This window comes from Nonomuraea sp. SBT364 (assembly GCF_001083785.1).
Taxonomy (GTDB): Bacteria; Actinomycetota; Actinomycetes; order Streptosporangiales; family Streptosporangiaceae; genus Nonomuraea.
In genome coordinates this window covers 139621-160834 of the sequence record NZ_LAVL01000004.1, presented here as the reverse complement: position 1 = coordinate 160834, position 21214 = coordinate 139621, and the positions used below count along the sequence as shown (strand labels likewise).

General features: G+C 68.6%; 20 protein-coding genes and 2 pseudogenes. 12 read left to right on the top strand and 10 right to left on the bottom strand.

Annotated features, from left to right (window positions below; all coding sequences use genetic code 11):
* A partial coding sequence (locus ADY59_RS03965) for a LysE family translocator (protein ID WP_049557650.1) occupies positions 1 to 299 on the bottom strand: 299 nt, incomplete at its 3' end.
* Between the two features lie 108 nt (positions 300 to 407).
* Here ADY59_RS03965 and ADY59_RS03960 point away from each other — a divergent pair.
* The 5 genes from ADY59_RS03960 to ADY59_RS03940 all read left to right on the top strand — a co-directional run bounded on the left by ADY59_RS03960 (position 408) and on the right by ADY59_RS03940 (position 5801).
* Positions 408 to 1361 carry a LysR family transcriptional regulator gene (locus ADY59_RS03960; RefSeq protein WP_049557648.1) on the top strand — a complete coding sequence of 318 codons (954 nt, stop codon included), beginning with the start codon at positions 408 to 410 and terminating at the stop codon, positions 1359 to 1361.
* Between the two features lie 471 nt (positions 1362 to 1832).
* Entirely contained in the window at positions 1833 to 2366 is a 534-nt protein-coding gene (locus ADY59_RS03955; protein WP_049557647.1) for an RNA polymerase sigma factor, read from the top strand.
* Positions 2366 to 3292 carry a CU044_5270 family protein gene (locus ADY59_RS03950; protein ID WP_049557644.1) on the top strand — a complete coding sequence of 309 codons (927 nt, stop codon included), beginning with the start codon at positions 2366 to 2368 and terminating at the stop codon, positions 3290 to 3292. The genes ADY59_RS03955 and ADY59_RS03950 overlap by 1 nt, the downstream gene beginning before the upstream one ends.
* 237 nt (positions 3293 to 3529) lie before the next feature.
* Positions 3530 to 3712, top strand: a complete 183-nt coding sequence (locus ADY59_RS03945; protein ID WP_156325278.1) for a hypothetical protein — start codon at positions 3530 to 3532, stop codon at positions 3710 to 3712.
* A 574-nt stretch (positions 3713 to 4286) separates the two neighbouring features.
* On the top strand, positions 4287 to 5801 hold the full coding sequence (locus tag ADY59_RS03940) for a serine hydrolase domain-containing protein (protein ID WP_082309834.1): 1515 nt from the start codon (positions 4287 to 4289) through the stop codon (positions 5799 to 5801).
* Between the two features lie 72 nt (positions 5802 to 5873).
* Here the strand turns inward: ADY59_RS03940 and ADY59_RS51035 are convergent, their stop codons facing one another.
* The 4 genes and pseudogenes from ADY59_RS51035 to ADY59_RS03925 all read right to left on the bottom strand — a co-directional run bounded on the left by ADY59_RS51035 (position 5874) and on the right by ADY59_RS03925 (position 7927).
* Positions 5874 to 6020 (bottom strand): hypothetical protein, encoded by a 147-nt coding sequence (locus ADY59_RS51035; RefSeq protein ID WP_197093424.1) that lies wholly within the window; start codon positions 6018 to 6020, stop codon positions 5874 to 5876.
* A gap of 206 nt (positions 6021 to 6226) precedes the next feature.
* Complete coding sequence (locus ADY59_RS03935) at positions 6227 to 6634, bottom strand: VOC family protein (protein ID WP_049557639.1); 408 nt, start codon at positions 6632 to 6634, stop codon at positions 6227 to 6229.
* A gap of 591 nt (positions 6635 to 7225) precedes the next feature.
* A pseudogene (locus tag ADY59_RS52300) lies at positions 7226 to 7479 on the bottom strand (transposase); the annotation flags it as partial.
* A 142-nt stretch (positions 7480 to 7621) separates the two neighbouring features.
* Positions 7622 to 7927: a DUF1330 domain-containing protein gene (locus ADY59_RS03925; RefSeq protein ID WP_049557636.1), complete on the bottom strand. Its 306-nt coding sequence runs from the start codon at positions 7925 to 7927 to the stop codon at positions 7622 to 7624.
* A 188-nt stretch (positions 7928 to 8115) separates the two neighbouring features.
* On the opposite strand from ADY59_RS03925, the gene ADY59_RS03920 reads away from it, so the two are divergent.
* Both ADY59_RS03920 and ADY59_RS03915 read left to right on the top strand, forming a co-directional pair.
* Positions 8116 to 9018, top strand: coding sequence for a LysR family transcriptional regulator (locus tag ADY59_RS03920; protein ID WP_049557634.1), 903 nt, complete (start codon positions 8116 to 8118; stop codon positions 9016 to 9018).
* Between the two features lie 346 nt (positions 9019 to 9364).
* Positions 9365 to 9727: a nuclear transport factor 2 family protein gene (locus tag ADY59_RS03915; protein ID WP_049557715.1), complete on the top strand. Its 363-nt coding sequence runs from the start codon at positions 9365 to 9367 to the stop codon at positions 9725 to 9727.
* A gap of 172 nt (positions 9728 to 9899) precedes the next feature.
* Here ADY59_RS03915 and ADY59_RS03910 read toward each other — a convergent pair whose 3' ends face one another.
* The 4 genes from ADY59_RS03910 to ADY59_RS03895 form a co-directional block, all read right to left on the bottom strand.
* A complete protein-coding gene (locus ADY59_RS03910; protein WP_063780553.1) occupies positions 9900 to 11267 on the bottom strand; it encodes a serine hydrolase domain-containing protein in 1368 nt (455 codons plus the stop codon).
* Positions 11268 to 11346: 79 nt separating this feature from the next.
* Positions 11347 to 11757 (bottom strand): YdeI/OmpD-associated family protein, encoded by a 411-nt coding sequence (locus ADY59_RS03905; protein ID WP_231618532.1) that lies wholly within the window; start codon positions 11755 to 11757, stop codon positions 11347 to 11349.
* Between the two features lie 63 nt (positions 11758 to 11820).
* Positions 11821 to 12468: an ArsR/SmtB family transcription factor gene (locus ADY59_RS03900; protein ID WP_231618531.1), complete on the bottom strand. Its 648-nt coding sequence runs from the start codon at positions 12466 to 12468 to the stop codon at positions 11821 to 11823.
* A gap of 57 nt (positions 12469 to 12525) precedes the next feature.
* Positions 12526 to 13140, bottom strand: a complete 615-nt coding sequence (locus tag ADY59_RS03895; RefSeq protein ID WP_156325277.1) for a hypothetical protein — start codon at positions 13138 to 13140, stop codon at positions 12526 to 12528.
* 441 nt (positions 13141 to 13581) lie between these two features.
* Here ADY59_RS03895 and ADY59_RS53875 point away from each other — a divergent pair.
* Positions 13582 to 14386 (top strand): annotated as a pseudogene (locus ADY59_RS53875) (ATP-binding protein).
* An 84-nt stretch (positions 14387 to 14470) separates the two neighbouring features.
* A complete protein-coding gene (locus tag ADY59_RS03885) occupies positions 14471 to 15274 on the top strand; it encodes a hypothetical protein (protein WP_156325276.1) in 804 nt (267 codons plus the stop codon).
* 1275 nt (positions 15275 to 16549) lie between these two features.
* On the opposite strand, the gene ADY59_RS03875 is transcribed toward ADY59_RS03885, so the two are convergent.
* Positions 16550 to 17458, bottom strand: coding sequence for a LysR substrate-binding domain-containing protein (locus ADY59_RS03875; protein WP_049557619.1), 909 nt, complete (start codon positions 17456 to 17458; stop codon positions 16550 to 16552).
* Positions 17459 to 17517: 59 nt separating this feature from the next.
* On the opposite strand from ADY59_RS03875, the gene ADY59_RS03870 reads away from it, so the two are divergent.
* From ADY59_RS03870 to ADY59_RS03860, 3 genes are all read left to right on the top strand, one after another.
* Positions 17518 to 18294: an SDR family NAD(P)-dependent oxidoreductase gene (locus ADY59_RS03870; protein ID WP_082309833.1), complete on the top strand. Its 777-nt coding sequence runs from the start codon at positions 17518 to 17520 to the stop codon at positions 18292 to 18294.
* Positions 18291 to 19748, top strand: a complete 1458-nt coding sequence (locus ADY59_RS03865; RefSeq protein ID WP_049557614.1) for an MFS transporter — start codon at positions 18291 to 18293, stop codon at positions 19746 to 19748. The genes ADY59_RS03870 and ADY59_RS03865 overlap by 4 nt, the downstream gene beginning before the upstream one ends.
* Before the next feature lie 226 nt (positions 19749 to 19974).
* Entirely contained in the window at positions 19975 to 21060 is a 1086-nt protein-coding gene (locus tag ADY59_RS03860) for an SGNH/GDSL hydrolase family protein (protein WP_231618530.1), read from the top strand.
* The last annotated feature ends 154 nt before the right edge of the window (positions 21061 to 21214 follow it).

Below are 21214 nucleotides of genomic sequence, written 5' to 3'. Positions count from 1 at the left end.
CGGGTGGGGACGGTGGTGAGCGCGGTCCGCAGCGTCTTCGCCCCGAGGATCATCAGCATGATGCCGCCTGCGATCCGGAGCACCGCGTACGCGGTGGGGCTGGCCAGCAGGACGGCGGACAGTCCGGCCGCGGCGGCCGTGGACCACAGCAGGAAGCCACTGGCATTACCCGCGAGCGTGCCTTGGAGCGTACGTTGGCCGCCTTCCAGAGCCTGCCGGATCATCAGAGCTTGACTCGCGCCTGGCAGCATCGCCAGCAGCAAGGTGGTGGCGATGAAAACGGGCACATGCGTGGGCATGGGAAAGAACCCCTTCCGGGAGTGCGGCCGATGGGTGTTCCACCAGGCTTCCTGTCTCGCGGCCCTAAGAGAAGTTAAAAGAGAAGGGTGCAGCATTAGGATTAGCGAATGCTGGTGGATCCGGGACAGCTGCGGCTGCTCGCATTGATCGAGCGGCACGGCTCACTGACGGCGGCGGCTCGCGCACTCCAGCTCACGCCCGCGGCGGTCACCCAGCAGGTGGCCAAGGCCGAGCGCGACTGGCAGGTGCCCCTGGTCATCCGTGGCCCTCGCGGAGCAACGCTCACCGCGGCCGGTGCGCTGCTCGCCTCCCACGGCCGAACTGTGGAGGAGGCATCGGACAGGGCCGGGGCCGAACTGGCCGCACTGCTCGGCCACCTCTCGCTCCGTCTGCGGATCGGCACGTTCCAGGCAGCTGCCCTGCACCTGCTGCCACCAGCCCTGACGGCTCTGCGACACCGCCATCCGGACGCCGACGTCTCCGTCATAGACGTGGTGTCCGGACGCGGAGCGGACGAGATCAGCGCGGGCCGCCTGGACGTGGCCATCGTCGCGTCCTGGGGCACGCCGCTCACGCCACCCCCGCACATACGAGCCCACTCGCTCCTGCTGGACCCGATGGTCGTGGTTCTCCCCGATGACCATCGACTGGCCACCGGGCAGCCCGCGGACACCGAACTTCGCCTGGAACAACTGCGCGACGAATCGTGGGTTTCCATCCTGGCCGGCCATGCCGCCCGCGAGCAGTTCCACGACGCCGCCCACAAGGCCGGTTTCACTCCCACCACGCGGTTCGAGACCGAGTCCTACGACGTCGCCCAAGCCCTCGTCGGCACCGGCATCGCAGTAGCCCTGGTCTCGCGCCTGGCCCTGACCCATGCGCCTGGCACCACCCATCGCGAACTGGCCCACCCCAGGCCCTACCGGCAGCTCTACGCCGTGACCAAAACCGACGCCAGCCTCACACCACTCGCAGACATGCTCATCGACCTCCTACGTGATGTCGCCCGCGACATCACCGCCACCTGGGAGGCCCCCCTGCAACAAAAGCACGGAGCCTGATAGCCCCCGGTTCTGCATCGGCACCGCCTGGCCCGGAGCCGGCCGGCCCCACTCCGACCGCCGGCCCGGCTGAGCACAAGGCGCACCAGGTGTACGCCGCCCGCGTCGCAGCCGTCCAGGCAACCCGACCCCATGGATCACGACCTGCGGAAACCCTCCGCGAGACGCAGGTAGCAATCGCCAGGTGCGGCGTAGGACACCGCGTTCACGAACTTCCGCGGCTCCACGTCCAGATCCACCTCCACGAAGAACGCCACTCTGCATCAGGACGTAGCAGGGTTGTCGGTCGCTGATGGCGTTGATCTTTGACCGATGGGTGGGTTGGGCGTGTCCGGTTTCGTGTGCGACGCCACCGTGAGCATGAGATCTCGATGCGGGACTCGCTGAGCGGCTGTGAAACTCACATGGAAGGGTTGGCGGCGACCGGGCAGTCACTAGTGTCCCGATGTTCCCGGCGAGAGAGACCCATGCATGACCACGTTCCTCGACGGAGCGGTCGCCGATCCCGAGCGATTCTCTGCCGTCTTCGATGCCCACTACGAGGAGATTCGCAGCTACATCGGCCGCCGCCTCGACCTCGACGTCGCCGAGGACCTCGCCGCCGAGACCTTCCTGATCGCCTTCCGCCGGCGTGACGGCTTCGACGCCGCCAAAGGCGGCATCAGGCCTTGGCTGTACGGCGTCGCCACCAAACTCATCGGCCGGCACCGACGTGCCGAGCTGCGGCGATACCGGGCACTGGCCAGGTCGGGGCCGCCTGCCGACGAGGACAGCCATGACCAGCGGGTGGTGGATCGGGTCGCGGCGCGGGTGACCGTACGGCAACTCTCGGCCGCACTGGCCGGGCTGTCGCGCGGTGAACGCGACGTGGTGCTGCTCATCGCCTACGGCGAGTTGACCTACGACGAGGTGGCGGCGGCGCTCGGCATCGCCTACGGCACGGTCGCCTCCCGGCTCAGCCGGGCCAGAACCAAGCTTCGTGACGCATTGGGAGTTGAGGTGTGATGAAGGAATTCCAGCTCATCGACGAGGTGATGCCCCAGGTGCCGCCCGCCGACCACGCCACGGTGATGGCCGCCCGCGCCCGGATGCTGGGCGTCGACCGGCGGCGGCACTGGCCGGTCTGGCCCAAGGTGATGCTCGCGGCGGTGGCGGTCAGCGCGGTGGTAGCCGGGGGCTTCGTGGCGGTACCTCTCCTGGGCGGGGCGGACGTCCAGACGGCCGCGGTGCCGGAGGCGGACGCGGTGCTTGCCGCAGCGGCCGACCGGCTGGCCGCCCGGCCCCCGGGAACCGGGGCGTGGTGGCGGCGGGAGATGGTGCAGGTGGCGCGGATGAAGACCGCGACCTACACCGTCGAGCAGCGGGTCAGGGACGTGCTGTGGGCGAGCCGGCAACACGGGTATCGGACACAGCGCGGACCCGCCTCCGCCGAACCGCTCACGCCCGCTGACGCACAGGCGTGGAAGGACGCGGGCTCGCCCGACCTGTGCGACGGCTGCCTGTCGGGAACGACCTACTTCACCCCGCTGAAGATGACGACCAAGCCCGTGACGGAACTGCCCACCGAACCCGAGGCGCTCAAGGCCGAGATGCTGCGGGCCAACACCAAGGAGACCCCGGAGGCGTGGCTGTGGGGGGCGAGCAAATGGCTCCTTCTCGACGTCGAGAGCACCCCTGCCACCAGGGCCGCGCTCTACCGTGTGCTCGCCGGCCTGCCGGGTGTGCGGGTGGAGAACGACGTCACCGACATCGACGGCCGCACCGGGGTCGCGCTGACCTACGGTGAAGCGCCCACCCGTCAGCAGATCATCATCGATCGGGACAGCGGGCAACTGCTCGCCATCCAGGAGGGTGACGGGTCATCGGCGTATGTGATCAAGCGGCTGGGCTGGACCGACGACCCGGCGCCGAAGGAGTCGACCTTCTCCTGACGCATCGGGTCCCGGTATCAATGGCGGCGCTTTCGGGGCTCTCAGTGATCTCGTACGTCACTTACTGACGCACGGGCGGGGGCCTCGCGGCACTGCTGCTGGCCATGGCGACGGCCACGGCCGGCCTGGCTTCGCCCGCCTCCGCCGTGTCCTCCACCACGGCCGCCGTCCAGCTGCCTGCCCCAGAATCCCGGGGTCTGGGCCTTCACCGCGGAGGGCCAGCTCAGAATGATCTTCATGTACGAGCCCGACCTCGGCCCGCCCGTCGTCAGGGCGGCGAACCAGACCTCCGAACCCTGGTGCTTCTTCTCCCAGCCCAGCTACAACGGCGAACGCCGCCAGGTCGCGCCACGGGAGACCGTCGAGGACTTCGGCTTCGAGGTCATCTCGGTCCGCAGTGGCCGGTGCACGTGGTCGTGACCGGTACCTGATCGTCGACAGCTACGAGCAGGTGAAGAACGTCACCGTCGACCAGCTCTTCGACTGATCGCGAGCCGCAGCCAGGCCGATCGATTCGCCAGGCCCCTCACCCCGCGCATCGCAGATGCATAAGTACATCTGCCCTCTGACCTGCGGCGAATCGGCGATCAACACAGACCCGTAATGCTGGCGCTTACCCCCGCAGCGACCAGGAGACTGTCCCTTTCGGCGTTACTTGGTCTGCACCTCAGTGGGGACGGATCCGGCAGCCACGCGGCGTGGGCATGGCACCCGCTTGATCCATTGGCGCTGGCGCCGTTGCTCCTGTTCGAAGCGGGCCAGGGCCGTCGTCAACTCGCGGTCGTGCCGCTCGTTTCCCTCGCCGCGGGGCCCCTGAGCGACCCGCCAGGACGATTCGGCGGAATACCGAACCCCTAGGGGGGAAGATCCGGCCAGGACCAGGAACGTCCCCGATTCGCGGCGCACTGGGCCGGTGAGAGCATGGCAGGGCCGAGAAAGCGGGTCCCGCAAGCCGCGCCGGTCGCCCAACCAACAATGAATGAGAGCTTTCTGCATGCGTTTGGTCCTCGCACTCGCACTTTCGCTGGTGCTGACCGCACCGGTTCTCGGCCCTTTGGCGGAGCCCGCCTCCGCGGCCGCACCCGGCGGCTTCGATCCCGCGAAGGTGGACAACTTCGTCACCGGTTACCTTGACCGCCACGGCCTGCCGGGGGCGGCCGTCGCCGTGGTCCAGCACGGTGAGATCGTCCACGAGGCGGGGTACGGCGAGGACTCCGACGGCGGTCGGCTCACCGAGCACACCAGGCTGCGCATCGGGTCCGTCTCCAAGTCATTCACGGCCTTCGCCGTACTGCGACTCGTGGACGAGGGCGGGGTCGAGCTCGACGCCCCTGTCAAGCGCTACCTGCCCGGCGCCGTGCCCAGCGACGCCATCACCGTCCGCCACCTGCTGTCTCACACCTCGGGGCTGCCCAACCCCGCCATCGTCGGCCCGGCCCGATCGCTGGAGGAAGGCGTGGGCAGGATCGGGAGCTGGAGCCTGTCCGCGAAGCCCGGCACCTCCTACGCCTACAGCAACGCCAACTACTGGCTGGCCGCGCGCGTCGTCGAGAAGGTCAGCGGCCAGGATTTCAACGCCTATCTGGCCGATCAGGTCTTCGCCCCCCTCGGCATGGACGACACCGTCAACACCACCACCACCCGCGATCCGGTCAGCGAGCTGGCCCAGGGGCACGTCACCGCCTACGGCGGAGCGCTCGCCATCCCCGAGGCGGAGGCGATGAACAGCGGATCCGGCGGCATGGTGAGCACATCCCACGACATGGCGGCGTGGCTCGCGACGCAGCAACGAGGCGGCCTCGGGCCCGACGGCCGGCGCCTGCTCTCGGCGAAGCTGATCAGAGAGTCCTACACGCCGCAGCCCGGCGCGAACCGGGCTGGACTGGGCTGGCGGCGCAGCGTCGCGGGAATCGCGCCCGAGCGGATCTCGCACAGCGGCGTGGTCTCCGGCTTCAACGCCCAGCAGGACCTGGTCCCCAGCAGCGGCTACGGCGTGGTGGTGCTGCTGAACAGCTTCACCCCGTCCGCAGAGCAGGCCTACGCCATCAGCTCCGGCATCATCGACATCACCGAGGGACGCACGCCCGACCCCGGCGCCCCGACGGCGACCCTGGTCGACCTGGTCCTCGGCGCGCTCACGGCCCTGGCCCTGGCCCTGGGCATCCTCGGCCTGCGGCGCGCGCCGCGATGGGCCGCGCGGCGCGCCAACCGGCCCTCCTGGAGGTTCGCCCTGCGACTCCTTCCCCAGCTCATCGCACCGGCCACAGCCGTATTCGTCTTCCTCGTCGTCCCCACATTGCAGAACAACAGCTACACCCCCGCGGACGTGTTCTGGCTGTTCCCCGCACTCACAGCGCTGGTGGCGACCCTGGCGGTCATCGGGACGGGCCTCACCGCCGCTCGGGTGGCCGCGAGGATCCGCCCCGCCGCCCCGAACGCCGCGCTCGGCGATGGCCGGCTCCAAGCCGATCAACCCGGCCGGGGGCACCACGACGTCCGCCCGGTTTGATCAGTAGTGCTGGCGCAGCCAGGCCGCGTCCAACGCCTGGACGCGCCGGGATAGGTGTTCCTCGATCGGGGCCTACAGCCCGAGCCCGGACAGCACGTCCTCGCGCACCGCGTGCCATTGGCGGCCGTCCAGCAGCCGGGCGCGCGGATCGGACCAGCGGTGGGAGGGCGAGGCGAAGATGTCACGCCGGTGCAGGGCACGCATCAGCTGCTCCAGCACACACATCACCGAGAGTCACCCAGGACAACCGCGCCAGACGCTCCGGCATTACCGAAGGTCAGGCTAGGGATCTTCGAGGTTTGGCGGCCTATGACACATCGGTCAACGGCACCCCAACCTGGCGCGGAAGTGGTGGTGCTGCCCGATCCGGTGCAGCCTGGCATCCAGCTCGTCCATCACCGGTTCGGGGCTACCTCCGTGGTCGATCAGGACTGCTCCTGGGTGATGTTGACCATCCAGGTGATGCCGAACTGGTCCACGAGCGAGCCGGCCTCGTCACCCCACAGCTGCTTCTCCAAAGGCAGCGTCACGGTGCCACCGGCGGACAGCCTCTCGAAGTAGCCGCGGAGTTCGGCGTCATCGCCGCCCAGGAAGACCGCAACGTTGTTGCCCGGGGTGTGGGGCATCGTTTCCCGGACGTCCCAGCCCATCAGCGTGAAGCCGTCCGGGGTGCGGAGCGTAGAGTGCATGACCTTGCCGGCGGGTGCGTCCGGCGAGCCGAACTCGGCGTACGTGCCCAGCTCCAGCTCGCCGCCCAAGACGTCCCGGTAGAACTCCATCGCCTGCCGTGCGTTCCCGTCGAAAGCCAGGCACGGGTTGAGTAGAGACGCCATCTGATGCTCCTTCGTGTAAGCGAATTGCGAACGGCCAGGACTCGACCGTCCGAGGTTCGGGCCCCCGCGGGACTGCTTGCGCGCCTGGACCCCGCATGAGTGACCGCTCAGGGTGTCCGAGGATCACTCCGTTGAGCCTCCCAACGAATCACGCCATCCTGTGTCGTGTATCCGCGCGGAATCTTCGTATGCGCGCCCGACCGGTCGGTCTCGCCGGTCCTCTGCTGCCGCAGCCCGGCTGCCGCGCCGAGGCCGGCCCGCGAGCTGGAGGTAGCCACCGCACCGTGCTGCGCGACATCGACCTGCTGCCCACAAGCCAGCGTCCCGGTCTACGCCGCGCTGTCACTCCAGCAGAGCGCCGCCCTCGCCGCCGACACCGCCGGATCGGCGCACAATGCGCACCGGGTGATGCCACCCGCATCACCGCCGCCAATCAGCAATGACGCTTTGACACCTGATCGATCCGCGCCAGCGAACGCCGCTGACCAGCAACTATCTCGGCCCGCGGCCCGCTTCTGCCGTATTCCGGTGGCGCCCCTTGCCGGTCGGATCCAGACTCATCGGCGCCATGCAGACACGCGCCAAGGCGGCGGTGCGGGCGTCGACGCTTTCGTCGGTGATGGGGGAGATGGTCTGCTTGGACACCAGGGCGCCGTACACCTCGGCCAGGTGGGCGGAGAGCTCTCCATGGGTCAGGCCCCTGGCCGACAGGGACAAGACCATCCCGGACAGCCGGTGCTGCCGCTTGCGCACCAGCTGGGCTCGAAAGTGCCGGCGACATCGCGCGGTACCCGCACCTCCACCGGGCCGACATCGCTCACCACGCTCTTGCTGCGGGTGCCGTGATCGATGATCTCGCCTTCTCGCCGACTCCAGCACCCACGTGGTCAGCGGCAGTCCAGCCGGCCCGGACGTCGACGACGAACTGGGACGCGGGGCATGGCTTCGAATCAGGTGACGGATGTTCAGCGATGCTGGGTCCGCCGGTCAGTCGATGCCTTCGATGATGCGGAAGTCGCGCTCGACGCCGTCGGGGAGGGCCATCAGCGCCTTCTGGTATGCCTCGCTCTCGTAGGCCGCGACGGCCTGTTCAAAGCTGTCGAACTCGATCAGAACGACACGCTGCGTGATTCCGGCCTCGTGGGCGACGACCCGACCGCCACGGGACGGGATCCGGGACAGGGTGCGCCCGCCCCCAGCCTGGACAGCCGGACCGGCCAGCTTGTCGTAGGCAGTCAGCGCCTCAGGGTCGGAAATGGCGGGGTAGACACTGACCCAGTAGCCCTTGGCCATGGAAACCTCCTGTGTTGGGCCGGACACGTCCGACTTCGAATTGACACTCGGACCGATCGATCCCGGCGACGGGTACTGCGGTCAGGGGAATCGTCATATGCGCAGGTTAGGGCTTGATGTGCGGTCGAGGGAAAGACCGGTACGGGATAGACTCAGAACGGATCGTTATCAATCGGCAGGGAGGGCACGTGGCGCCGGATACGGTGAGCCTGCGGTACTTCCTGGTGCTGGCGCAGGAGCTGAACTTCACCCGCGCGGCCGCGCGGATCGGTATCGCACAGCCCGCACTCAGCGCCCGGATGCGCCGATTGGAGGCGGAACTCGGTACGGTCCTGCTGGTCCGCAACACGCGTAGCGTCGCATTGACCACGGCCGGTGCGGCTCTGGCGGAGTCAGCGCCGCCCGCGCTGGCGGCGCTGGACCGGGCATGGGACACCGCCCGGAGCGCGGCGGCCGGTGTACTGGGCACGCTGCGCATCGGCTACAGCCTCAGCGCCGGGGCCGAGACGGCACCGGCCCTCGTGGACAGGCTGATTCGCGGCAACAGCGGACTCGAGGTCGGCGCGGTCCCGATGGCGACACCGGAAATCTCCCCCGCGGTCGCCGACGGCCGCATCGACGCCGGGATCACCCGCGGTGAACAGCCGGGCCGTGGCGTGCGCCGGTTCCTGCTGCGGCGTATGCGCGTCGGGGTCCAGCTGGCGCAGCACCATCCGCTGGCCGAATATCCGGAGATCGAGATCGCCGACGCGGCCGCGTACCCGCTGCGACTCCCGGACCGTGCGGCCAACCCCGTGATCCACGATCAGCTGTCCGCACTGTTCCGAGACACCCGACCACACCCCCGATTCCACACGCCCGCAGTCTTTTTCGACATGTCTCAGCGCGACCTGCACGACGGGGTCACCCTCGCCCCGGCCGGAGAAGCCGCGGTCACGGCAGCACCGGCCGGTCTCACCTGGCGACCGCTGCGGGGCGCGCCCAGCCTGACGATCCACCTGGTTCTCCCACGCGAGCAGTCGCCGCTGCACCGCCGCATCCGTGCCGTCGCCAAAACCCTGGCGCACGAGTTGCACTGGCTGTCGGACTGACGCGCAAAAGGTCAGGCGAGACAGACGCCCGCGATGGCGAGGCCGAAGACCTTGCGCCTGATGGCCCCGGGTCCGATCCGGGTCGTACACCGCGGCGATGTCCTCGCCCGGCCCGAGATCGCGGTTGCTCCCCGAGGCCGGCGTAGGGGGTGATCACCGACACCGCACTGCCGGACGCGCTCGGAGCCACTCCGCGTACTCGCGGCGGTCTGGGTTTCCGGGCCGCCGCCCACGACTGCAACGGCCTGTCGGGAAGCCTTCCGAACCCGACACCCACGGACTGCAAACATCAGCCGAGCGTGAACGTCCTGGCGCGGATACGGCGCTGGCTGGGAGGGTGGACCTCATGATGGAAGACTTGCGGGACGCCGAGCGCCGGCTCCAGGCCGCGCAGCTCGCTGGAGATGTCGAGGCGCTGGATCGGCTTCTGGATGATCGGCTGATCTTCACCTTCGGCGCGAACGTAGCGACCAAGGCGGACGACCTGGAGATGCACCGCACTCGGACGCAGGTGATGACGAGGTTGACCGAGGAAGACTTGACCGTGCTCGCCGATGGGCACACCGGGGTGACGTGGTTTCTCGGCACCGTCGAAGGGACCGTCTCCGGTGCGCCGTTCGCGGCCAGGATGCGCTACACCCGTACTTGGCATTACGACGAGACACACGGCTGGCGAATCATCGCCGTGCACGCCGGCACGACCGATTGACATAGCCGACACGTTGTCCGACGGCGAGGTCGGCCCGCCCCCGGGGGGCGGGCCGACGCTGGAAGCCAGGCTGTCCCGGCAAAATCAAGAAACTAGATCTTGGCATCCCAGCTCCGGCCCATGCACGAAAGGGGCAAAGCCGGAGGGATCAGAGACACCCTCGTAGCGACGTTCAGGGGCGCAGTTCGCACCAGTGGCTGAGGTAGTTGCCGAGCCAGCCGTCCTGCTCGCCGTCCTTCAACGACCGGGCGGCACCGGCCAGTACGCCGTCCCGCTGGTTGAGGTCCAGGCTGAGCAGGGGAGAATTGGCGCGTGCGTCGGGCGTGGGAAGTTGCACGGCGAAGAGGGCGCGCAGGTCCCACTCCGGGGTGGCGGTGACCAACTGGGCCGCCACCGGCTCGTTCCCGTCCAGCGAAGCCTCCACCTGCCCGTTTCGTACGTGCAGGATGAGCGGAATGCTGCCGGTGTAGGTGTCGACGTGCCCTTCCCAGATGCCTGAGGGGATCGCCGTCTCGCGGGCCGGCGCGCCGCCGGGGGGTGGCAGCGATGCCCTCGTGAACCCGGGCACCAGTTCGCCCATGAGATGGCCGAGCACCGAGTCGCGTACGGCCGCACCGGTGCGGTTGGTGAGCACGCAGGCGGCCAGTCGCAGCTCCGGCACCACCACCAGCATCGTGGCGACGCCGCCCATGCTGCCGCTGTGGCTCACGACGGTGTACGTGCCCACGCGCGAGACGAACCAGCCGAGCCCGTACCCGAGCCCGGACCCGACCGGCAGGGCGTCCCGCATGGCCGCCACGGAGGCCGGGCCCAGCACACCGGACGCGCCCGCGTGGGACAAACCGAACATCACCAGGTCCGAGGCGGTCGCCCAGGCCAGTGAGGCGCCACGGTGGCTGGTGTCGTAGACCGGGTAGCGGCCGCCGGCGGCGGTGTGTCGCACCGCTTCCTGAGCCGGGCCGAGGTATTCCGGGCCGATGTGGCAGCTCAGCAGGCCCAGGGGGGCGAAGACGTGATCCTTGACGAACTCGGCGGGATCCTGCCCGGTGACGGCTTGCAAGACGGCGTCCACGATGCCGTACCCGAGGTTGGAGTACTCGAACCGGGATCCCGGCTCGCGGTACAGCGTGCCGTAGCGTTCGATGGCCTGCCGCGTCGACGGCCTGGAGAGGGGCGCGTAGGTGAAGTCGAAGTGGCTGCCGAGCCCGGCCCGGTGCTGGAGCACCTCGCGTACGGTCGGCACGCCGTGATCCCGGTGCCGGGACAGCCGCACGCCATCCAGGTATTTCTCCACCGGGTCGTCAAGGCCGAGCAGTCCTTCCTGCGCGGCCAGGCACACCGCTGTGGCCATGATCGGCTTGGTGATGGAGGCGAGCAGGTAGGCGGTGCCGGGGGTGGCGGGCCGTTCTTCCTCCAGGTCCGCCAGGCCGAACGCCTCGGCGTGGACCGGCGAGGAGTCCCGGGCGACGGCGACGGACACCGAGGCGGACGGGGTGGTCGCGAGAACGTGGGCGCAGTGGTCACCGAGAGATTCGAACATGGTGGCCGGCAAGGGTATCAACCGGCCTCCGAGAGGGGCCGGGCGCTCCCATCCTGCCGCCCGTCCCGTACAGCGCCCGCTAGGCGGGCCAGCGGCCGGCGGCTCTGGCGGCTTCGATCGCGGTGCGGCCTGCCGGGCGCATCCGTCCGGCGGCCGTCAGCGCCTCGGCCTTCGCGACGTTGATCCCGGACCACGGGCTCCGGCGGGTGCGGGGCGAGTAACGCTGCAGGTAGTAGTCGCCGTCGAACGCCCTCCGGTGGCTGTCGATCCAGCCGTGGCACAGCGCCTCGTCCAAAGCCTCGTCGAGGGTGACGGTCGTCGCGTCGCCGTTCTTCTTGGCGATCAGCAGCCAGACGTCGCGGGCGGTCTCGTGGTGCTCGGCGAGCCATGCCCTCCAGGCGGCGGCGTCGTTCATGATCAGGGCGGTGTCGGTCCTCGTGATGGTGGCGGGTCCGCGAACCATGTCCTTGCCTTCCGTTCGGCGACTCATGAGATCGATTCTTCCAGCCAAAGTGTTCATCGAGTGAGCACTTTTACAGCAGGTGGAAGCTACTCAGCGCAGTACGGCCGTCAGCAGGTCGGCGCCCAGCGCCGTCAGATCAGGAAGATTGAGGGTGTGACGGACGTAGCGACCGTGCCGCCTGGCCGTGAGCAGGCCCGCGCGGCGCAGGACAGCGAGGTGGCGGGAAACCTCCGGGGGTGAATGTTCCCAGGCGTGGGCCAGCTCACCGGTGGTGTGCGGGCCACGGGCAAGCGTGCGCAGCAGCCGTACCGGATGCGCGAGTGCCTCCAGCCGGAGGTACTGCACCACCGGCTGCCACCCGGGCGCGTGGATCACCACCAGGTGCGGGCGGCCGAAGACGCTGGGGAGGAAGGTGACCCCGGCACCGTGGGCGGCGATCGCCCTGTCCTGCAGCTTGTCCACGATGATGCGGTCGCCGTCCGGAGCCAGGGTGACGGCGCCGGAGACCGACGCGAGGGCAGCCCCGATGCCCTGGCGCTTCAGCAGGTCGTTCTTCAGGCGCAGATCGGTGGCCAGTTGCACGGCGACGCCCGTCCAGGCGGCGTCGAAGAAGGCCTCGGCGCACTGTTCGAGGGTGTGACGCACCCGTGCCCGCACGGCGGCCGGGTCCGCCAGCAGCCGTTCCGCGAAGGTTTCCTGTAGCGCGCCGCGGGCCTGGGCCAGGTCCGAAACATCCACAGCGAGATCGACACCGTTCGGGCTCATGACAGTCGATCAAGGACGCGGCCAGACGAGTCACGTATACGCTGAGACAGCGAGCACGAAATCGTATCCCGCAGCGGTGTGACCGTAGATGTCGTCATAGGGGCACAGGCCGTACTCACCTTTGTAGGCGTACCCGTTGAAGAACAGCGCGGAGCACTTGACGCAGTACCGCCATTGGTTCTGGCTCCCGGACGGCTGGCCGAGGTCGTGACTCAGCAGATACTGCTGGCGGGTGAACGCGTCCCCCCATGCGTGCGCTCCCCAGCTCGGGCAGCGCTGTGAAGTGCTCAGTGCCCAGTAGAGCGTCGCGCATCGGTAGCAGTGTCGCCAATTGCCCTGAACGTTGGGGCCCTCGCCCCCGCCGGGAGGGGTGTTCTCGTTGTACATCAGCTTGAAGGTCCAACCGGCTGCGCGATGACCCGAGTAACCGTTCCGCGGGCAGTGACTATCCGCGTAGATGCCGCCCAGATACAGCACGAAGCAATCCGCGCAGAATCGCCAGCCATCCTGCAGTTGGAAGCTTGAGCTTTCCGCTGTAGCCGCGGCAGGCGACAACATGCATTCGGCTGCCGGCAGGCAGAGCGCGACCGCGCCAGCCAGTAAAGATCGGCGCGACAATCTCCCCGTATCTGGTGCTGCCTGCATGAGTCCTTCTCCTAGCCTTCTGGGCGACGTGCCCGAACGGCTCGGCATGGTCGGCTTGCCCCGCCATGCTGGCGGATGCGAACTTCCACGCCGAGCATGCGCTCGAAAGCAGCGCGTGGCAACCCAATCGCCCAGGATCCTCTCCGGAAGGTTTCGAAGTAGCCGACTGAGCAGCGGACGAACTCGGGTTCATCGATCCGGAATCCGTTCAGCTGCTGCGCCGGCCCGGAGGTGAAGGCGAGCAGGACCACCGAGTCGTCGAAGACGGCCATATTGACGGCATCGACACAAGATCGCCCAGGCGGACGACAGCCCCGAGCCGGGTCCGCCGCCGCCCCGGCCGGAACGGATGGCCTGGCTGGATGAACCGGCGGTGGCGGTCCATGACCAGTTGCTGCGCCGCCGCGCCGGCGGCCGGCCCGCCTCCGAGGGAGAGCTGCCATGACCACCTATCGTCGCGGGCTGACCGAGGAAGCGGCCGAGGCCTCTATCTACCAGGCCCGCCAGCGGTTGCGGCTGCCGACCATCCGCGGCCAGTTCGTCGAGCTGGCGGCCGCAGCCCCGCGCGGCCAGCTGAGCTATCTCGGTTTCCTGGCCGAGCTGCTGATGGCCGAGTGCGATTACCGTGCTCGCAAGGCCGCGGACCGGCGCATCAAGATGGCGCGCTTCCCGCGGCAGAAGTCACTGCGCGAGTTCGACTTCGACGCCAATCCCAACGTCGACCCGGCCGTCATCCACACGTTGGCCGACTGCGACTGGGTGCGTAAGCATCAGCCGCTGTGTTTGATCGGCGACTCGGGAACGGGCAGCGCATCTGCTCATCGCGCTGGCCACCGAGGCCGCGATGGCTGGGTTCAAGGTCAAGTACACCCTGGCGGCCAACCTGGTCAACGAACCGGTCGAGGCCGCTGACGAGAAGGTGCTGACCAAGACCATCGCCCGCTACGGCCGCGTCGACCTCCTCGCGATCGACGAGCTGCGTTACATGGAGCTTGACCGGCACGGAGCCGAACCGCTGTTTCAAGTTCTCACCGATCGAGAGGGGACCAACAGTTTCGCAATAGCCTCGAATGAGTCGTTTCGGGATGGACCAAGACATTCACCGAACCCCGGCTCTGCGCGGCCATTGTCGACCGGCTTACCTGCGGCGGCACATTTTCGAGACCGGCATCGAATCCTACCGGCTCGCCCAGACTCGCTCCCGAACCGAAGCCGCCGCCGCAGGCAAGGCCGCCGGATGACCTAGGTCGTCGTCAGTATGTTCTGATCTTTTGATGGTCGCGTCTGGCCCGTGTTCCGGACGTGATCCGATCGCGGCAGGATCACCATCATGAGCATGCAAAGGATGATCACAACTTTGGTGGCCTGCGGTGCTCTGCTGGCGGGCGCTGCTCCCGCGCAGGCAGTGACCAAGGACCCCGTCCAGGCGCTGAAGGCCGTTCTGGCAACCGGACGCGGCGTGCACTTCACCGAGACAACCACCCTTTTGGATGGCGCTGACGAACGAGTGAAACGCCGGCGCAAGGGGCTCTTCGAGTTCGCTGCCAGGGGTGGTGTCAAGGCCCTGGACGTCACCACCACCGGGGGTGAGTACGGGCGCGAACGCGTCATCGGCTTCAACCATGACATTGGCGGCACCAGCTATCGGTCCGGCGGCCGCATAGGGAAATGGCTGAAGAAGGGCAAGACCTGGTGGGAGGATTCTCACCAGTTGCACCTCTGGCACACCGAGCTGCTCGGCTACGACGAGCAGCTCGTCAACCCGACCGAGCACGCGACCCTGGCCGCCCTGCTGAAGAACGGGCAGCGGAGCGGGGACATCGTCACCGGCACGATCACCTTCAAGGAGCTCGGGCACGTCTCCCGTTGGGCGGAGCACTCATCCCACGTCGGCGGGGATCCTGACACGAGGCTCGCCTACAGCGTCACGCTGACCTCCGCAGGACTGGCCAGCAGGGTGCAGAGCACGTTCACGTTCGCCGACGGCCTCGACGAACTGGTGGGCAAGACCCTCCACGTCGACACCCGCTACAGCCGGTGGGGCGACAAGGTATCGATCAAGGCGCCGGACCCCCGCAAGACGACCACCGAGCTATGCATCGAGGGCATCTGCAAGTGGCGCCTTCCGAGCTGACTACGCGAGGGCGGGCAAGCGCCACGCGAAGGGCGCATGCGGCACGGGCTGACGGACTTCGCCTGCTGGCCCCATGGCTGAGCAACGACAGGCCACTGCTGTGGCCCGCGGGTGCTCACGATGGTGCCACCGGGCAGCGTGAGCGATGCGCCGCCCTCGAGATCGGCCACGTTGACCACGATCCGGGCACCGGACCGGCGAGAGGGCGCTGCTACTTCTCACCGTCATTCCTGGCCCGATCGGGCCTCGAACCGTCAAACGGTGCTGCTATTCACCGGCAAATCAATGGGTGGCGGTACTGTGGCGCAGCCGGTGCAGATCGAGCCCGGCGTACTTCTCCAGCAGGATGCGGGCGCGGCTGGTTCGCGGGGCAGATGTCGGCGGCGGCGGGCGGCCGTGCCGGGACCGGGCGACGTTCGGACAGGAACAACGGGCCGTGTGTACGGGTACTGCCGTCCGGGAGCCGGAGCAGGCGGGGCGGCAGGTTGGCGGTGCCGCTCTCCCGGTACACCCACTCGATCGCGCCGCCCTTGGAGCGAAGGGGCGCCCGTCGATGCTCCAGGTCGAGGTCCTCGACGTTCAGTGCCAGAAACTCCGCCGTCCGGGCTGCGGTCTCATAGAGCATCCGCCACAACGTCTTCTCCCTCAGCGGGATGTCGCGGCGCGAGAGCAGCCGGAGGATCGTAGTCCTGGCCACCGCGCGGGTCTCGTCGGCAGTCTCCTTGCGGCGTTCGGCCTCAGTCGGGACCGCCGGCGCCGCCCAGTGCTTCGTGGTCTGGCACCAGGTGGGCCAGGAGGTGATGGCGGCGCGGTTGCGGTTGCGGTTCCAGGTGGCTGGCGAGCGTCCGCCCCCAGTTCGGTGAGCGCGGCGCCGATCTCGGTGTCGGCTACGTCCGTGAGTGGCCGGTCGCGGCCGAGCAGGGCGATGGTGCGGTCGATGGCCGAGGCGTAGGCGCGCTGGGTGTTGGGGTTGGCCGCGCGCGCCGTGGCGAGAAAGGCGTCTGGGGCCGCGGCGAGGCTGGCACCTCCACCGCGCAGGGCGGTGATCTTCGGGGCGGCACTCATGCCGGCAGCCGCGTGCCGCCGGGTGCGATGTACAGGATGAGGTGCCGGAGTCGCGCACCGTCCCGGCGGAGGGTTGTCCTGGTCGCTCATGCCGGAGGCTGAGGGCAGAAAACGGCGTAGCGGCTGGGAGATCTTCGGTCGTTGCCGTGCGTACGCCGGAGATCGGCAGCCGGCCGGTTCCCCGGCAGCACAACCTGGTCACTCCTCGCGTCAGGGCTCGATGTCCGGCTGGTATGCCATGACGTCGAGGAAGCGGCGCAGGACAGGGATGTCGTTCCGGGCGCGCCACAGGACTGTGGACGTGATCCGAGGGCTCGGGCCGGCCAGAGGGACGAAGGCGACATCTTGTCCGCGAAGCGCCTGGGCCGAAGCCGGTACCAGCGTCACTCCCAGCCCTGCCGCGACGAACATGAGCTGAGTGGAGATCTCGCGGGCGTGATGGGTGATCCGCGGCGCGAACCCGGCGAGCTCGCAGGTGTTGATCATCGTCTCGTGCCACTCCGTGCAGAGCTCCGGGGCGAGCATGACGAAGTCCTCTTGCGCGAGCCGGCCGAGTTCGATCTCCGGCTCGCGCGCCAGAGAGTGTCCGGCGGGTATCGCAGCCATGAAGTGTTCGGCCGAGAGCTCGTGGACGGCGATGTCGGGGCCGAGGCAGGTGATCTCTCCGAGCCTCGCCACGAAGGTGACGTCGACCACGTCGTCGTGCAGGGGCGCGGCCAGTGACCCGAGCGGCAGCTCCCTGAGCTCGACCTGCACCTTCGGATAGCGGCGCTGGAAGTCCGCCAGGATGGCCAGGAACGGCTTCGACGACGTGGTGGGCACATAGCCCCCACGCAGGCGGCCGAGCTCGCCGCGCCCGGCCCGGCGGGCGACCGTGCGTGCGATCTCCGCTTGTGCGAGTGTGCGTCTGGCCTCGATCAGGAAGGCTCGGCCCGCCTCGCTGAGCTGCGTACGGCGCCGCTCGCGGATGAGCAGATCCACGCCGAGCGAGCCCTCGAGCCGCTGGATCTGCTGGGAGAGGGCGGGCTGGGCGATGTGCAACCGGGCGGCGGCCCGCCCGAAGTGCAACTCCTCGGCGACGGCGACGAAGCCTTCGAGGTGGCGCAGGTCGAAGCTCATACGACGAACTTATCAAGTCATCATATTTCAGTCTTTGAAGCGATGATCTCCTGCTCCGTATGGTCATCGCCATGAATGCACAGCTTTCACGTCTCGTCGACAAAGTGGCCGTCGTCACCGGCTCCACATCGGGGATCGGCGAGGCGATCGCACGCGCGTTCGCCCGGGAAGGCGCCCTGGTCGTCCTGACGGGCCGGCGCGCGGATCTCGGCGAGCGGGTCATGAGACGGATCATCGACGACGGCGGACAAGCCGCCTTCGTACCCGGCGACCTGACGCTGCCGGAGACGCGCCAGGCCGTGGTGTCGGCGGCCGTGGAAAGGTTCGGCGGCCTCGACATCCTGGTCAACAACGCCGCGGTCGCGCGTTTCGCCATGACCGACGAGGTCGGCGAGGACGACTTCGACCGCATGGTGACCCTCAATTACAAGGCCGCCTACTTCATGACCCAGGCGGCCCTGCCCCACCTCCTGAGCGGTCGCCGTAGCAGGATCGTCAACATCGGCACGTTGGGCGCCGTCAAGAGCTGGCCGGGTGCGTCGGTGTACAACTCCTCCAAAGCCGCGCTGGAGAGCCTGACCAGGACATGGGCGACCGAGTACGGACCGGGCGGCGTATGCGTCAACATGATCAGCCCCGGCATGGTGGCGGACGCACCGATGTCACAGCCCGTTCTGGCACAGCTCGACGTCGACACGCAGATCCTGTCCGGCGTTCCCGCCCGCCGGCTCTGCACGACGGACGACATCGCGGCGGCGGCCCTCTTCCTGGCCTGCGCCGATGCCGACTACCTGCATGGCGTTCGGCTCCCTCTCGACGGTGGGCTGACGGCATGACCACCGGCTCCGGCTGGCGAGCCGGCTCAGCCGAGCGACGCGGCGCACTCGTGCTGCCCCTGCTGTGCGCCGTGCAGTTCATGGTCATCCTCGACACCACCATCGCCAACGTGGCGCTGCCCTCCATCGGTCGCGAGTTCTCCCTGCCCGAAGGAGACCTGCAGTATGTGATCACGCTCTACGCGGTCGCCTTCGGCGGCTTCCTCATCCTGTCCGGCCGGCTCGGCGACCTGCTCGGCCGGCGCAGGTTGTTCATCGGCGGCACAGCCCTGTTCGTGGCATCGTCGGCAGGATGCGGGCTGGCGGCGCACGTGGAGCTCCTCCTGGCGGCACGGACACTCCAGGGACTGGGCGCGGCGCTCATCTCCGCCACCGCTTTGAGCCTGCTGCTGGTCATCCACGCCGAGGGCCCCGGCCGCAACCGGGCCCTGGGCATCTGGAGCGGGCTCGGCGCCACAGGAGCCGGAGCCGGCCTCATCCTCGGCGGCGTGCTGACCGACACCCTCGGCTGGCGCGCGGTCTTCCTGGTCAACGTGCCGATCGGCGCGGTCGCGCTGCTCCTGACCGCGATCCTGCCACGTGACGGGCAGGCGACGTGGGACCGCGCGAAACTCGACTTGCCCGGGGCGGTGACCATCACCGCTGGGATCGGTCTCCTGATCTACGGCCTCAGCCTCGGTCAGCAGACCGGCTTCAGCGCGCCGGCGACCGCGGGCGTGCTGGCAGCAGCGGTGGTGCTGCTGACTGCCTTCGTCCTGATCCAACGCCGCTCGGCGAGCCCGCTGGTCCCGTTGCGGATCGCCGGACGCGGCCCGGTCGCGGGCGCCAACCTGGCCATCATCTGCCTGACCGCCGTGATGGGCGGCCAGGGCTTCTTCATGATCCTGTACATGCAAGGCGTACTCGGCTACTCGTCCCTGCAGACGGGGCTGGCGGTCCTGCCCTCCGCCATGATGGCGGTCATCGGCAGCACGCTGGCCTCCAGGCTGACCGCGAAGGTGCCGCCGTGGCTCGTCGCCGTCGCCGGGCTGGCCATGGTGGCCGCAGGCGAACTCCTGCTCGCCGGGATCACGGTGCACGGCACGTACCTGGCTGATCTTCTGCCCGGATACCTGCTGTTCGGCCTCGGTCTCGCCGCAGCCTTCGTCGGGGCCAGCATCGTGGGCAGCAACGGCGCCTCGGCGGAGGATCACGGAGCGGTGTCGGGCTTGCTGAACACCGCTCAACAGGTCGGCATCGCACTCGGCGTGGCCACGCTCGTCACCCTGGCCGTGGCCCGCACCGGAGCCCAGAACAACCCCGCAGCGACCACCGCCCTGGTGGCCGGTTACCGATTCGGCCTGCTCGCCAGCGCGGTTCTGGCCGCCGCCGGCGGCCTCGCCCTGCTCCTGCTCCGCAAGGACACGAAAGCAGATGCCGGAGAACGCCGCGAAGAGCGTACCTCCGCCGCTTAGCCGGGTCCCCATCCTTCCCTCTCAGAGAAAGTTCACCCTGATGCGATCACTGTGTCTGCGGCTATTGCTGGCCGCACTGACAGCCCTCGCCATACTGCCCTCGCCGGCGCAAGCCACTGCCTCGAAGGGGTCACCACAGAACCTCAAGACGCGGTGGTTCAGCGTGTGCGCGGCCGCCCCGCAGCGCCCTGCCCCGGGAAACGACTGGCAGAGCGACAACTGGTCGATGGACGGGTTCGCGCGTCAATCGATCCGGCAGGTCATTCGCATCAGCACGGGCGGATCCCGGGTACGCATCCGGCTAGCCAATCTCTACGGCACGCGCCCGCTCTCCATCGCCGGAGCCACGATCGCCAAGCAGCACCACGGCGCGGCGACCCGGCGGGGCACCATGCGTTCTCTGCGGTTCGGCGGCTTGGGATCCACCACCCTCACACCCGGACAAGCGGCGGTCTCCGACGCCACGACATTGGTGACGGCCCCCTTGGAGCACCTGGTGGTCACGCTGTACGTCGACCGGCCCTCCGGCGCGGCGACCTTTCACCAGCTTGGGCTGACCACCACCTACCGAGCCGCGGGAGATCACCTCCACGATGAGAAGCCCGACGCCTTCTTCGGCCCGACCAGCGACGCCTGGTACTACTTGACCGGAGTGGACGTCGTCGGGAAACCCGGCCCGGCCAAGGGCACCATCGTGGCGCTCGGCGATTCCATCACCGACGGCGCAATCTCCACCCCGAACACCGACAACCGCTACCCCGACGAGCTCGCCGAACGCCTCGCCGAGGCCGGCACCCCAATGGGTGTGGCGAATGCCGGGATCAACGGCAATATGTTGCTTACCGACTCTCCCTGCTTCGGCGGCGATCGCGCGCTCGCGCGCTTCTCCCGCGACGTGCTCCATCAGCCGGGCGTCCGGACGGTGATCGTGCTTCTCGGGATCAACGACATCGGCGGCATGGATGTGGGCTGCGGCACCCCGTCACCGGCCACCGCGCCGCGCCTCATCACCGGATATCGATCTCTGATCGCATCGGCCCATGCCCGCGGCGTGCGTGTGGTTGGGGCCACCATCACCCCATTCAAGGGCCACAACTGGTTCGGGAGCGATCGCAACCTTGCTCTGCGTGAGACCGTGAACACGTGGATCCGCAGCGGAGAGTTCGACGCGGTGATCGACCTCGACAAAACCCTCGCTGACCCGGCCAATCTCGGCGCGCTGCTCCCCGCTTACGACTCGGGAGACCACCTTCACCCCAACGACGCCGGAATGACTGCCATCGCCGCAGCCATCGACCTACGTACCCTGTGAGCCCTGCGCGCGGCCCCCAGTCTCGGCAGAACCTGGAGCATCACCTCGGGGCGCCTGTCCACACTCTTGTCGAACGCGCAACGCCGGTGCGCGACCGAAGACGAGCTTTGCTGCCGGGGCGTGTCCAGCCAGGCGGCCGCGACGGTGACGATGG